This window comes from Alteromonas halophila (assembly GCF_014651815.1).
Lineage (GTDB): Bacteria > Pseudomonadota > Gammaproteobacteria > Enterobacterales > Alteromonadaceae > Alteromonas > Alteromonas halophila.
Genome location: NZ_BMXP01000003.1, coordinates 130,026 through 142,429, shown reverse-complemented (window position 1 = coordinate 142,429; position 12,404 = coordinate 130,026). Strand labels below are relative to the sequence as shown.

The window sequence follows — 12,404 nt, the reverse complement described above, 5'->3', positions numbered from 1 at the left end:
GGCTATGACTCGCAGGCGATTAAACCATAGCGAAGCGAGCCTGTGACTTTTTGGCGCTGCCAGTGCCAGCCATCAGGAAGCCGGGGCTCGGCAGTCTGGGTTTCCTGCTCAACGTAAATCAGACTGTTCGATGAAAGGCATGATGATTCAAACAGGGCGTCGAGCGCGGGCTGCACCAGATTTTTGCCAAACGGCGGGTCAATAAACACCACATCAAAAGTGCGCGTTGTCATCGCAGAGACAAGAGCAAGGGCGTCACCCTGACGGACCTCACCTGACGCTCTGAGTGTTTTCAGATTGCTGCTTAGTTGTTGCGCATTGGCGCTATCCAGCTCCAGAAACAAACAGGATGCCGCATACCGGGATAAGGCTTCGATACCCAGTGCGCCGGAGCCGGCAAACATATCCAGGCAATGCGCGTCGGTAATGCTTTGCATTAGCCAGTTAAACAGGGTTTCTTTGTTGCGATCGGTGGTGGGGCGAAGGCCTTCGGCATCCCTCACCGGCAGACGTCTGCCACGCCACTGACCAGCGATAACCCGAACCACGCCGCCTCTGTCAGAGGTTGCGTTGCGCCGCTTTGTATTGCGCTTGTGAGATACTCGCTTCATTAAGGCTGACAATGCTACTATGGGTGCTTACAATAGCCGGCCAGTTTAGCCGAATTTGCGTAGAATTTATAAGGATTTGTCCCCTCCATGTCGAAACTTTTTGGCTGGTTCAGTAAGAACAAGCAGGCCGATAAGGCCAAAACCGAAGATAAAAAACACGCTGACAAACCTGAAGAGCAGGTCACCGATACACCTGAAAAGGAGGGTGAGCAGGAGGTTGCTGCCCGGCAATCTGACAAGGAGGCCGAAAAGCAAGACAGCCATGAGCAGGGCAATACAGACAGCCATGAGCAGGACAATTTGCAGCGTGAGGTGGTAACGCCGGAATCACCCGTACACACTGCTGCCGAAGCCGAAGCCGAAGCCGAAGCCGAAGCCGAAGCCGAAGCCGAAGCCGAAGCCGAAGCCGAAGCCGAAGCCGAAGCCGAAGCCGAAGCCGAAGCCGAAGCCGAAGCCGAAGCCGAGCCTGACGTTCAGTCTGAACAAACTGCGCCAGTAACCGATGCCCGGGAAAGCGCGTCCGCGCCAGCTCAGACACCGGAAGACATCTCCGAGCCGGATGTGTCTGATCAGTTTGCCGCCAAGCCAGCGCCAGACGAGCAGCAAGTCGCACAAACGGCGTCGCCTGAGCAGCCCAAAGAAAAGAAAAAATCGTCATTATTCAGCCGCCTGAAGGCCGGGTTATCACGCACACGTAGTAACTTAGGCAGTGGCTTTGTCAGCCTGTTTAAAGGCAAAACTATTGACGATGATCTGTACGAAGAGCTGGAAACCCAGCTGCTGGTGGCCGATGTGGGCATGGACACCACCCAGACCATCATTAACAAGCTAACCGAAAGCGCGTCACGGCGTGACCTTAAAGATGCAGAAGCGTTGCTGGGCATTCTTAAGTCACAGATGCACACTATGCTCGAAAATGTTGAGATGCCCCTGACCACCGCGATGGAGAAGCACGATCCCGCCAATGGTCCGTTTGTTATCTTAATGGTTGGGGTTAATGGGGTAGGCAAAACCACCACCATCGGCAAGCTGGCGAAACAGTTCCAGCAACAGGGTCAGAAAGTCATGCTGGCAGCCGGTGATACCTTCCGGGCCGCTGCAGTGGAGCAACTGCAGGTATGGGGGGAGCGCAATGCCATTCCGGTGATTGCCCAGCCTACCGGCTCTGACAGCGCGTCTGTGCTGTACGATGCGCTGGAAGCGGCGAAAGCACGTAAGATGGATGTACTTATTGCCGACACTGCTGGCCGGCTGCAAAACAAAAATAATCTGATGGAAGAACTGAAAAAAGTGGTGCGGGTGATGAAGAAACTTAACCCTGATGCGCCCCACGAAGTCATGCTGACACTGGATGCCGGTACCGGTCAGAATGCCGTAAGTCAGGCGAAGCTGTTCAATGAAGCGGTTGGTTTATCGGGCATTACACTGACCAAACTGGATGGCACCGCAAAAGGCGGGGTGATCTTCTCTATTGCCGATCAGTTTGGTATACCTATTCGTTACATCGGTGTGGGAGAAAGTATTGATGACCTTCGCACCTTCGACAGTAAGGAATTTATTGATGCCCTGTTCAGCGAAGTTGAGCAGGCGGCAGAGAACTCATAAGGCAGGCACGGCGAGGGTCGGGATGTGCCGGGCAGGACCAGAGCATGATAAAGTTTGAGCAGGTAAGCAAGACCTATCCGGGCGGCCAGCGGGCGCTTAGTAAAGTCGATTTTCATATCGAAAAAGGGGAAATGGCGTTTCTCACCGGTCACTCAGGTGCTGGTAAAAGTACGCTGCTAAAACTGATTAGTATAATGGAAAGGCCTACGGTAGGGCGGGTACTAATCAATGGCCATGATCTGAACACGATTCGTCGCCGTGATATCGCCTTTATTCGTCGTGATATCGGCATGATCTTCCAAAGCCATCAGCTACTGATGGACAAAAGTGTGTTTGATAACGTTGCGCTGCCGCTAATTATCGAGGGCTATACCCGTAAAGAAACCACCAAGCGCGTTGAAGCGGCACTGGAAATGGTGGGCTTAAGTGACAAAAGCCGCAGCCTGCCGATTACTCTGTCAGGCGGTGAACAGCAACGGGTAGGGATTGCCAGAGCCGTCGTCAATAAGCCGCCGTTGCTATTGGCAGATGAGCCAACCGGTAACCTCGATCCCAAGCTGTCGATGGAAATAGTACGTCTGTTTGAGGATTTTAATCAGGCGGGGGTATCCGTGTTTATTGCTACCCACGATCTGGGGCTGATTGCCCGTATGCGCTATCGTACCCTGACCCTGAAGCAGGGAAAAATGATCACCGATGGTCTGACGGACAGCGACCTGGAGGCAGACTGATGAGTATTTTGTTTAAAGGCCGCCGCAGTGGCGCCAGTGATACCAATATCAGCCTGCTACAAACCCTCGTCATGGTATTAGTCAGCCATGTACGTCAGGCGCTGCACAGCCTCGGTGAACTGTGGCGGCAGCCGGCCGCGTCAATCATGACGATTGGCGTACTGGGGTTAAGCATCACCCTGCCGAGCACCCTCTACATCATGGTGAAAAATACCGAAAAAATCAGTGCCGGGTGGGAACAGGCATCGGAAATCTCACTGTTTCTGAAAACCGATACATCGCCAGCATCTGCACAACAGCTACTGACCCGGCTTTCCACCTGGTCGGAGATTGACAGCCTGACCTATGTGCCCGCTGATGATGCCCTCAAAGAATTTCAGCACCTGTCGGGACTGGGCGACGCAATTGCGTACCTCGAGTCGAATCCGTTGCCAGATGTGATCCTGGTGAGACCCACTGAAAAGTTTGCCGGACCGAAAGCGGCTGAATCGTTACTGCAAAAGCTCAAGCAACAGCGCGAAGTAGATATTGGCAAGCTGGATATTGAATGGCTGGAGCGGCTGTATGCGGTACTGGATATTGTTCGCGACCTGGTGACACTGATCGGCGGTTTATTGTTTATTGCTGTGGTACTGATTATTGGTAACACCATTCGCCTGAACATCCTCAATAAGCGGGACGAGATAATTATTATGAAACTGGTCGGCGCGACGGATGCGTTTATTCACCGGCCGTTTCTGTACACGGGCTTCTGGTACGGATTACTGGGTGGTGTGATCGCCTGGATGGCAGTGATCCTGATTCTTTGGTGGATGGACAGCAGCATTCAGGCATTTGCCGCTTTATATCAAAAAGACTTTGCCATCACCGGGCTAAGCGGCAGTGCACTGCTGACGATGCTGGCACTGTCTGTAGGCTTAGGCCTGGCCGGCTCGATGATTTCGGTGCAGCGACATGTAAAGGAAATAGAGCCTAAATAAGCACCTACCCTGGATCAGGCTCTTGCCACTGCCCGTGGGAAGTACGATGAAATCGCACTTCTGACGCCATTGCCCCAGGTGATGGCCTGATTGTACATGCCATGCAACTGCTTCTGATCTATATTCAGGTTCTTCGACTGCTTGATGACATTCATCCATAGCGCCCCTTCAAAGGAGCGAACCAGTGACACGTAACAGTTAAACTCGTCAGTTTTACCGAGCAGAGCATCACTGACATTGTCGCTTAGCGGCAGTTGCTTCAGAACGTCCGGCATGGTCTGGTCAAGCAAGGCATCAAGCAGTGAAAACAGTCCCACCAAAAAGCCGATTGGCGGATTGGTGCTGACGTTTCTTGCCTGTGACAGCAAATCGAAAAATTTTGCCCGCACCAGCGACATGTGGATCAGTTCCAGTGGTTTATCATCACCCAGATTAGCCAGTGACAACAGCGCAATAAACTTTTTAATCTCTACCTCGCCCATGTAGGTCAGTGCGTGGCGCAACGAGTTTATTTTGTGCCGTTTATTTATGGTCGGATTGTTGATGAATTTCAGGAGCAGGTAACTGAGCGCCGCATCCCGCTCGATAATGCTGTTAATGCGGTCCAGGTCGAAGTTGCTGCTTGCGCTTTCGCCCATCAGATCAACCAGGTTTAATTTAGATGCAGGAAGCTGGCGCATGATGCGCGCTTCGGGCTGGGCAAAAAAGTACCCCTGAAACAGGTCAAAGCCCAGTGTATTGCAGGTATTAAAATCGTCGTAGGTGTTCACCTGCTCTGCAACAAGCCGGACTTCGGAGTCCAGAAAGCGTGGAATATTTTTTTCAATTTGCTCAAACCGGGCTTTTGATACATCGACTTTCAGTACATCTATAAGCGGAAATATTTCATGCTTGCTGCTGAGCATCATGGGATCATCAATGGCCAGCTTAAACCCCAATTGCTTAATATGCTGGCATGCTTCGAGCAGACCCGCCTGGTTAAAGGGGTTATCTGCCAGTTCGACAACCACTGTGTCCGGGTTGAGTGTCGTTGGGAAACGTGAGATAAGCGTATCGCTGGAAAAATTAATAAACGATGTTTTTTCACCGCTGATGTCGTCCAGCCCAAGCGGGTGGAAGTGCTCGGCGATATACTGTGCTTTCTGGCTGCCTAACTCTTCTGGGAACGTGCCGCCTTTACCGTCTCGAAAGATAAGTTCATATGCGAAGACATTTTTTTGCTGATCAAGTATTGGCTCACGAGCAATAAACGCAAACATAGGCAGTAAAGTTCCCTGTTAGTACCGGCGGCAGTGTCTGCCGCAAAAAATTAAATACAGACGTGCGGCGTAACCGGCTTTTACGCTCCCGCTGCGTCCAGTTCCGCGACCCTGTTCCTTTCCTGGAGAGTGCGCGATTTGCCGATACTGGCCACGTAACCTGCCAGGCGACTGACCTCGGCAGTGTTATCTGTAAAATCTCACTTTAACCTATGGTTAACGTTTATGCCATCTCACATATGCCGTCCGGGCAGATTTAATTTTTTGCCGCTTTTCGCTGCTATTAGCTGCTAGCTGCGTCTGGCTGCAGTACTGCTATTCATCTGGCGGCCCCATTTGATTGCCTCGTTGTAAAAGCTGTGTAGCTGGGTTTGTTTTATCTGATACTTAACCGCAAACCGCTTTATGCCCTTCCAGTTTGCCGATTCAAAGTGCTGCACAGCTTCCAGGCAGTCCCGTAACAGATTTGGTTCGCCACGAAGCGCCTGCTTGACGGGTTCGCTAATGGGAACTTTCTGCATAAGCTCGTCCATGCTTTGCTGCATCATGGCATCCATAAGAGACAACAGGCCAGTGAGAAACCCTGTCGGCGGATTTTCCAGTTCCTTAAGTAAAACAGAGACCAGTTCACAGAACTTAGCCCGTACCAGTGCCATCTGTAATAACTCGTTGGGCTGGCCGTCACTGAGGTTGGCCAGCGCCAGCAAGGCGATGAATTTTTTTACTTCAACTTCGCCCATGTAGGTCAGGGCATGCTTGAGCGACGTGATTTGATGACGCTTGTTATACAAGGGGTTATTGATGAACCGCAGCAGCAGGTAAGATAACGCAGGATCGCGCTCAATCACTGCATTAACTTTGTCAAAGTCGAGTTTGGGCGTCGCGCTGGCAGCGATTAATTCGAGCATCGTGAGACCCGAAGGGCCAAGTTTACGATGCCGGACAATTTCCGGTTTCGCCAGAAAGTAGCCCTGAAAATAATCTGCGCCCATGGCTTTAAACTTAGCGAACTCATCGTAGGTCTCTATTTTTTCGACAACTACCTTTACCTTATTTTTCTTCAGAACGGGGATTATATCGGCAATTTTTGCATGATCGACTTCAGTAATATCCAGCTTTATGACACTGGTAAACGGCAAAAAGGGCTCCCAGCGGCCGGTTAAATCATAATCGTCAAGCGCAATAGGGTAGCCAAGGCCCCGGATATGCTTGCAGGCGCCGACCAGCTCATCATCAATATCGACAGTTTCAACGATTTCAATGACGACGTTTGAGGCATCCAGAGACGTTGGAAAACGGTACATCAGGGTGTCGCGGTGAAAGTTGATAAACGCCGGCTTATCACCGGTAATTTCTTCTATTCCCAGGCTCAGGTGCGTTGATGTCAAAATTTTTGATGTGGCTTCATCGGGGGGGATATCAGGGAAGCAATTGTTGTCGCCATTGCGAAACAACAGTTCGTAGGCATAGACTTCCCGTTCTGCATTAAATATTGGCTGCCGGGCTACATAGGCAAACATAACTTTCTCACACAATCAGTTTTAGCAACACTAATCTGCACGGGGCAGTCGCGCGTAACTACATCACAGGTAGCCTGCCCGGTAGCGTCGCCATACGACGAACTGTCTGGCTGCATCCAGCAGTTTTAATATAATAGGCTTTTAGCCGCATCTTTCCTTGCACTTTGCATTACGGATAGTGACACGGATCGCCGTTAAATTGAAATGAACTTTTTTATGCTAAGCAGGTCTTGATAATTGCTGGGAAGACACTATATTCCCAGTTTGGCGTAGGTGGGTTCGCTATTGCGAAACTCGCGTAAAGCTCACAATTTTGATACCATGCGTACCCATGAATAATGAGGTGAATATGAGCGAAAAAATGCAATCAATGGCCCTTTCAGTGCCTCACAGCGGTAGCCTTGAAGGTTACATGCAGGCTGTGAGTAGTATTGACATGCTAAGCGCAGAGGAAGAGCGCAGCCTGGCACAGCGGCTTCGTGACGAAGAGGACCTGGGTGCCGCGCGCAAACTGGTTATGTCACATCTGCGTTTTGTTGTTCACATTGCTAAATCCTACTCGGGCTACGGTCTGCCACAGGCTGACTTGATTCAGGAAGGTAATATTGGCCTGATGAAAGCCGTTAAGCGGTTTGACCCGACGGTTGGCGTACGCCTGGTATCGTTCGCTGTGCATTGGATTAAAGCCGAGATCCACGAATTCGTACTGAAAAACTGGCGGATCGTGAAAGTTGCAACGACCAAAGCGCAACGCAAATTATTTTTTAACCTGCGTAAGGCGAAGAAACGCCTTGGCTGGTTTACTCACGCCGAAGTGCAAACAGTTGCTGATGAGCTGGGTGTCAGTACCAAAGAGGTGCTGCAGATGGAAGCGCGCATGAGTAGTCAGGATCAGGCGTTTGATTTAAGCGCAGATGATGACGAAAACGGTAATTTTGCGCCGGTTCAGTTTTTAGAAGATAAAAGCACTGATGTCGAAACCGATGTGATTAATGCTGACTGGGACAGCAACGCCAGTAAGCGCTTGTATTCGGCGATTAAGACATTGGATGCGCGTTCACAGGATATTATTGAAACGCGCTGGCTGGCAGACAATAAGATCACGCTGCAGGATCTGGCTGATAAGTATGAGGTGTCTGCTGAGCGGGTTCGTCAGATTGAAAAGAACGCGATGAAAAAACTGCAGGCAGCGATGGTTGCCTGATGGGCATCACAAAAAGAATAAAAGCGCCTGTATGGCGCTTTTTTTGTCTGAAATGAATAAACCAAGTTGCCAACAAGTCTATCGCTTTAGGCAACGCGTCACCTCTGCTGATTAGTCTGCCTTCGGCTCTGGCAACACCCAGTAAATGCCTTTAAACTCTGCCACTGGCGTATCACCGTCAAGAATTTCCACTTCAAGCTCTATCCGGCATTTTTTACGTTTTTCGAGTACCGCGAACTTGCCGCTCATTGTTTCTATATTGCTGATAGCGCGGGGTTTCATAGTGATTGGTTTATGATAGTGTATATCGCCATCACCTAAAACAATGTCGCCTCTTAACTGCCGCTCCTTTAACTGCAGAAAAATCATTCCCCATCCCGTCAGGGTCGCCAGCGAAAAAATACTGCCTGCGAACATGGTACCGTGAATATTAATATTTTTATTTAATGAGGCCCGGGTTTCCAGCGTGCGGCCCGTGTACTGATGCAGGCGGATCCCCATGTGTTCAGTAATGGGAATCGTGTCGGTCCAGGTGCGCTGTAATTCGCCACACCACTTTGGATGCAAAACCAGCGCGTCGGTTGCAGACAGTTTCTTTACCATCTGCTGACGCTTAAGCAGTCCTAATTCGTTGGGGGCCTCGCGTTCAATTGCAAAGCCACAGGAGCTGAAAAAATCGATGGAGGTTTCGCGGCTGTTTGTCACTGCGCGGGTCGCCCCCAGTTCACGGGCAACATTTTCAAGCGCGCCCAGCATCATCTGACCAATGCCCTTTCGCTGATGATCCGGGTGCACAGCGATATGCCGGATCTGTGCTTCTTCAGCCGTATTTAAATGTACCCGTCCAGAGGCGACAATGTTGCCTTTGCCATCGACAATCATGCGATGCTCAGACACCTGCTCATACTCGTCTTTCTCTGAGCCCGGCGGAAAATTCCAGGGCTGACGCAGGTGTTGCCAGCGGAACTGGAAATACGCGTCAAAGGCTTCATCAGACTCAGGGGCAACCACTTTATACACGACAACATGCTCTTAGATTAGTGAATCGGCAACCATTTAACCCTATGCTCGGGCAGGTCACAAGGGAAAGACTACGAATGACGTTCAGACCTGGAACTGAAAAGTGACGGGCCCGTCGTTGACAAGGGCTACCTGCATATCGGCACCAAACTGTCCCGTCTGAACCGGAATGCCGGTTTGGCGTAATTCGCGCACAAATTGCGCATACATATGTTCACCATGCTCAGGTGTCGCACCACGGGAAAAGCCGGGGCGGTTTCCTTTTTGCGTATCGGCGACCAGTGTAAACTGAGAAACAACAAGCACTTCGCCGCCAACTTGTTGCACGTTGAGATTCATTTTTCCTTCGTCGTCCGCAAACAACCGGTAGTTGCTTATTTTGCGCGCGAGCTTTTCGACCTGAACGTCGGTATCGTCACGTTCAACACCCAGCAACAGCAGTAAGCCATGCCCGATTTTGCTGATAGTCTCATCATTGACACTGACACTGGCTTCAGATACGCGTTGCAGCAAACCTATCATGATTCCTTCTCCCTCAAAAATCGCGCCATATCCCGGGTAGCCCGGCATAGCGCATAGCCGATACCGGGCTCAGACGTACTGTGTCCGGCGTCAGGCACGATTAGCATTTCGCTGTTATCCCACGCCTGACTGAGCGTATAGGCGGCTTCCATTTTACAGATTACGTCGTAGCGCCCTTGTACTATGGTTCCGGGGATATGATTAATTTTATCAATGTTATCAAGGATGTAGTTTTCTTCAATAAAACACTTGTTGGTTAAATAGTGACATTCAAGCAATGCCAGGCTGGTCATCAGTTGTACCGGATAGTGCGCAGTAACATCACCTGTGCCGGGTGGCAGCGTAAGCCTTGAAAGCCGCTCTTCCCACAGATACCAGCGTTTCAGGGCGGCCAGTCGTTTAACATCGTTATCACTGTCTTCAAATGCACGTTGATACCACTGGCAGATACGCTCACTGGTCAATGGCGATGCAACGGCACTGGTAAACGCAGCGTAATGCTCAGGAAACAGCTGTGCGGCGCCGCCCGACGGTGATAAAAACCAGTCACGATCGGTCTGGCGGCCTAAAAACACGCCACGTAGTATCAGCCCTTTAACCCGTTCTGGTGCATCAATGGCTGTGAGTAGCGCAAGGGTTGACCCCCAGGAGCCACCAAACACCAGCCAGCTATCGATGCCAAGATGACTGCGCAGTCGCTGAATATCGTCAAGTAAATGTGCCGTGGTATTATTTTTCAGGCTGCCAAACGGTCTGGAGCGGCCACAACCGCGCTGCTCAAAGCCAATGATATGATATCGGTTTGCATCAAAGAAACGGGTATAGTTAGACGACAGCCCTGCTCCAGGACCGCCATGAATAAACAACACCGGAATACCATCGGGGTTGCCACTTTGTTCAAAGTACAGTGAGTGCCCGTCCAGTGTATCGAGCCGGTCACTGTTAAAACTTCCCGTGTCAGGATAAAGACGTTTCATTTTGTTTCAATGCGTTGTGCAGATGCACTATTTGTTTTAATTTATTATCAGACACTACTCAATCATATTCTGTGAATAATTGCGAGGATGAAGGTATGGCAGGACAAGGTTCAGGCGGAAATGTACTCGCCGCAATTTGTAATTTTTTTATTCCCGGTCTCGGCCATCTGGTTCAGGGGCGGATTTTGGGCGCATTGTTTTATTTCATTGCGGTGGGTGTGAGCTATGCGCTGGCGGCTACCGTGGTGCTGGCAATCCTTTTCTGGCCGCTTGGCGTAATACTTCATATTATTAGCATCATCAGTGCTGCGCGATACCGCAGCGTTCAGGGGGTATAATGCGTTTAGTGGAGCTTGGAATAATTGGCGTATTAAGTCTGGCCTGCTTAAGCGGGTGTCAGTCGGCCTACTATTCCGCGTGGGAAAAGCTGGGGGTAGAGAAACGAGATATTCTGGTTGACCGGGTGGAAGATGCCCGGGACTCTCAGGAAGACGCGCAAAAGCAATTTAGCTCGGCGCTGGAAGAGTTCAGTGCACTGATTGAATTCGATGGCGGTGAACTTGAGGACGTATACGACGCGCTGAATGCCGAGTATAAAGACAGCAAAGCGGCCGCCGACGATGTCAGTAATCGCATCGACAAAATTGAAAGTGTTGCGGGCGCATTGTTCGATGAATGGGAAACCGAAATTGAGCAGTACCAGAGCGCGTCATTCAAGCGTGAAAGTGCGGCAAAACTGCGCGAAACCCGGCGTCGTTATCAGACAATGCTGGACGCTATGCGTCGTGCAGAAAGCCGTATGGAGCCGGTACTTACCGCGCTAAATGACAATGTTCTTTTCCTTAAACACAACCTTAACGCCAGTGCCATCGGTTCGCTACAGGGAGAGCTTAATACTATTGAAGGGGATGTGGCACGACTCATCGATGAAATGAAGCAAGCCATTGCGGAGTCTGATGCCTTTATTGAAACGCTGCAAAAGTAAGCGTTACTCTTCAGGTACTTTTCTTGGCTGGTCCTCGGTTCGTTCATGATCGAGGGCTTCGCCCAGGCTGCAGGTAAATTCAGCCCCTAGCAGCACAACCACCCAAGACAGGTAGACCCATAAAAATAAAATGGGGACCACGGCCAGCGCGCCGTAGATAACCTGATAAGATGGGAAGTTGGTGACGTAGAGGGCGAATCCCGCTTTGGTTGCCTCAAACGCTACGGTAGCGAGCAAACCGCCGCCAATGGCGTGCCGCGCCTTCACTTGCCGGTTAGGCACCACCATATACAGAATGATAAACGCGAGCAACGCAGCAAAGCTGGGAATAAGCTTGAGGATGAACGTGCCCAGGCCCGGTGTGTATTCCTGTGCAAATGTGGCCAGACCGGTAAGATAAGAGGATATCACCACGCTCGAACCAATAAGCAGAGGCCCAAGGGTAATCACCATCCAATAGATAGCCAGTGTATAAATGAGCGGACGATCGCTTTCGGTCCGCCAGATGCGGTTTAGCGTTTTATCAACATTGGAAATCAGCATCAGCGCGACCAGCAGCAGCGACAAGATACCAATTGCCCCCATTTCAGACGCGTTGCCGACAAAGCTCACCATGTGTTCGCGTACAACATCTCCCGCCGTGGGCACAAAGTTGCTGAAAATAAAGTTTTCCAGTTTTCCCCTTACCGATGAAAAAGCCGGAAATGCCGACATAATGGTGAATGTCACCATGATAAACGGTACCAGCGAGAGCAGTGTGACGTAGGCTAAGTGGCCTGAAGATACAGTAATATTATCTTCACGACAGCGCTTCAGGAACAGGCTGCCAAACACCCGCAAACGTGGCGTTAGCCTTTGCCAGTAGTGTTCAAAGCGCTCAAAATTCACAGGACTGCTCCCTCTTTTCACCTGTTTAACTAGGGTAGATGGTATACCGGCAGGCTAACAGGGGGCAAAATTTTTCTCTCCCAGGACCCCGCACGGGGTAAA

Annotated in this window: 13 protein-coding genes; 6 read left to right on the top strand and 7 right to left on the bottom strand. The window is 50.7% G+C overall.

The window, feature by feature from the left end:
- Positions 1-2 precede the first annotated feature (2 nt).
- Positions 3-611, bottom strand: coding sequence for a 16S rRNA (guanine(966)-N(2))-methyltransferase RsmD (rsmD, locus tag IE054_RS07725; RefSeq protein WP_189405029.1), 609 nt, complete (start codon positions 609-611; stop codon positions 3-5).
- An 87-nt stretch (positions 612-698) separates the two neighbouring features.
- Between rsmD and ftsY the strand changes: the two genes are divergently transcribed.
- Genes ftsY through ftsX form a run of 3 tightly spaced genes read left to right on the top strand, consistent with a single transcriptional unit; the run spans position 699 to position 3,927 of the window.
- The gene (ftsY, locus tag IE054_RS07720; RefSeq protein WP_189405027.1) at positions 699-2,216 is read left to right on the top strand and encodes a signal recognition particle-docking protein FtsY; all 1,518 of its coding nucleotides are present in this window, start codon (positions 699-701) and stop codon (positions 2,214-2,216) included.
- A 44-nt stretch (positions 2,217-2,260) separates the two neighbouring features.
- Positions 2,261-2,947: a cell division ATP-binding protein FtsE gene (gene ftsE / locus IE054_RS07715; protein WP_189405026.1), complete on the top strand. Its 687-nt coding sequence runs from the start codon at positions 2,261-2,263 to the stop codon at positions 2,945-2,947.
- Entirely contained in the window at positions 2,947-3,927 is a 981-nt protein-coding gene (gene ftsX, locus IE054_RS07710) for a permease-like cell division protein FtsX (protein WP_189405024.1), read from the top strand. The genes ftsE and ftsX overlap by 1 nt, the downstream gene beginning before the upstream one ends.
- Before the next feature lie 14 nt (positions 3,928-3,941).
- Here the strand turns inward: ftsX and IE054_RS07705 are convergent, their stop codons facing one another.
- Together IE054_RS07705 and IE054_RS07700 are read right to left on the bottom strand one after the other, a co-directional pair.
- Positions 3,942-5,186, bottom strand: coding sequence for an EAL and HDOD domain-containing protein (locus IE054_RS07705; protein ID WP_189405022.1), 1,245 nt, complete (start codon positions 5,184-5,186; stop codon positions 3,942-3,944).
- 290 nt (positions 5,187-5,476) lie between these two features.
- Positions 5,477-6,706: an EAL and HDOD domain-containing protein gene (locus tag IE054_RS07700; protein ID WP_189405020.1), complete on the bottom strand. Its 1,230-nt coding sequence runs from the start codon at positions 6,704-6,706 to the stop codon at positions 5,477-5,479.
- 349 nt (positions 6,707-7,055) lie between these two features.
- On the opposite strand from IE054_RS07700, the gene rpoH reads away from it, so the two are divergent.
- On the top strand, positions 7,056-7,910 hold the full coding sequence (gene rpoH, locus IE054_RS07695; RefSeq protein WP_189405018.1) for an RNA polymerase sigma factor RpoH: 855 nt from the start codon (positions 7,056-7,058) through the stop codon (positions 7,908-7,910).
- Positions 7,911-8,021: 111 nt separating this feature from the next.
- Here the strand turns inward: rpoH and IE054_RS07690 are convergent, their stop codons facing one another.
- From IE054_RS07690 to pip, 3 genes are all read right to left on the bottom strand, one after another.
- Positions 8,022-8,930 carry a bifunctional GNAT family N-acetyltransferase/hotdog fold thioesterase gene (locus IE054_RS07690; RefSeq protein ID WP_189405016.1) on the bottom strand — a complete coding sequence of 303 codons (909 nt, stop codon included), beginning with the start codon at positions 8,928-8,930 and terminating at the stop codon, positions 8,022-8,024.
- A gap of 84 nt (positions 8,931-9,014) precedes the next feature.
- Positions 9,015-9,452: a D-aminoacyl-tRNA deacylase gene (dtd, locus tag IE054_RS07685; RefSeq protein ID WP_189405014.1), complete on the bottom strand. Its 438-nt coding sequence runs from the start codon at positions 9,450-9,452 to the stop codon at positions 9,015-9,017.
- Entirely contained in the window at positions 9,449-10,429 is a 981-nt protein-coding gene (gene pip / locus IE054_RS07680) for a prolyl aminopeptidase (protein WP_189405012.1), read from the bottom strand. The genes dtd and pip overlap by 4 nt, the downstream gene beginning before the upstream one ends.
- Before the next feature lie 95 nt (positions 10,430-10,524).
- On the opposite strand from pip, the gene IE054_RS07675 reads away from it, so the two are divergent.
- Complete coding sequence (locus IE054_RS07675) at positions 10,525-10,767, top strand: hypothetical protein (protein WP_189405010.1); 243 nt, start codon at positions 10,525-10,527, stop codon at positions 10,765-10,767.
- Positions 10,767-11,414, top strand: a complete 648-nt coding sequence (locus IE054_RS07670; protein WP_189405008.1) for a DUF2959 domain-containing protein — start codon at positions 10,767-10,769, stop codon at positions 11,412-11,414. Before IE054_RS07675 ends, IE054_RS07670 begins: the two co-directional genes overlap by 1 nt.
- Before the next feature lie 3 nt (positions 11,415-11,417).
- Here IE054_RS07670 and IE054_RS07665 read toward each other — a convergent pair whose 3' ends face one another.
- The gene (locus tag IE054_RS07665) at positions 11,418-12,302 is read right to left on the bottom strand and encodes a virulence factor BrkB family protein (protein WP_189405005.1); all 885 of its coding nucleotides are present in this window, start codon (positions 12,300-12,302) and stop codon (positions 11,418-11,420) included.
- Positions 12,303-12,404: the final 102 nt, after the last annotated feature.

What these genes read in the sequence shown, in the direction of transcription:
- rsmD (WP_189405029.1), bottom strand. Translation starts at nt 611, where the DNA reads ATGAAGCGAGTATCTCACAAGCGCAATACAAAGCGGCGCAACGCAACC.
- ftsY (WP_189405027.1), top strand. Translation starts at nt 699, where the DNA reads ATGTCGAAACTTTTTGGCTGGTTCAGTAAGAACAAGCAGGCCGATAAG.
- ftsE (WP_189405026.1), top strand. Translation starts at nt 2,261, where the DNA reads ATGATAAAGTTTGAGCAGGTAAGCAAGACCTATCCGGGCGGCCAGCGG.
- ftsX (WP_189405024.1), top strand. Translation starts at nt 2,947, where the DNA reads ATGAGTATTTTGTTTAAAGGCCGCCGCAGTGGCGCCAGTGATACCAAT.
- IE054_RS07705 (WP_189405022.1), bottom strand. Translation starts at nt 5,186, where the DNA reads ATGTTTGCGTTTATTGCTCGTGAGCCAATACTTGATCAGCAAAAAAAT.
- IE054_RS07700 (WP_189405020.1), bottom strand. Translation starts at nt 6,706, where the DNA reads ATGTTTGCCTATGTAGCCCGGCAGCCAATATTTAATGCAGAACGGGAA.
- rpoH (WP_189405018.1), top strand. Translation starts at nt 7,056, where the DNA reads ATGAGCGAAAAAATGCAATCAATGGCCCTTTCAGTGCCTCACAGCGGT.
- dtd (WP_189405014.1), bottom strand. Translation starts at nt 9,452, where the DNA reads ATGATAGGTTTGCTGCAACGCGTATCTGAAGCCAGTGTCAGTGTCAAT.
- pip (WP_189405012.1), bottom strand. Translation starts at nt 10,429, where the DNA reads ATGAAACGTCTTTATCCTGACACGGGAAGTTTTAACAGTGACCGGCTC.
- IE054_RS07675 (WP_189405010.1), top strand. Translation starts at nt 10,525, where the DNA reads ATGGCAGGACAAGGTTCAGGCGGAAATGTACTCGCCGCAATTTGTAAT.
- IE054_RS07670 (WP_189405008.1), top strand. Translation starts at nt 10,767, where the DNA reads ATGCGTTTAGTGGAGCTTGGAATAATTGGCGTATTAAGTCTGGCCTGC.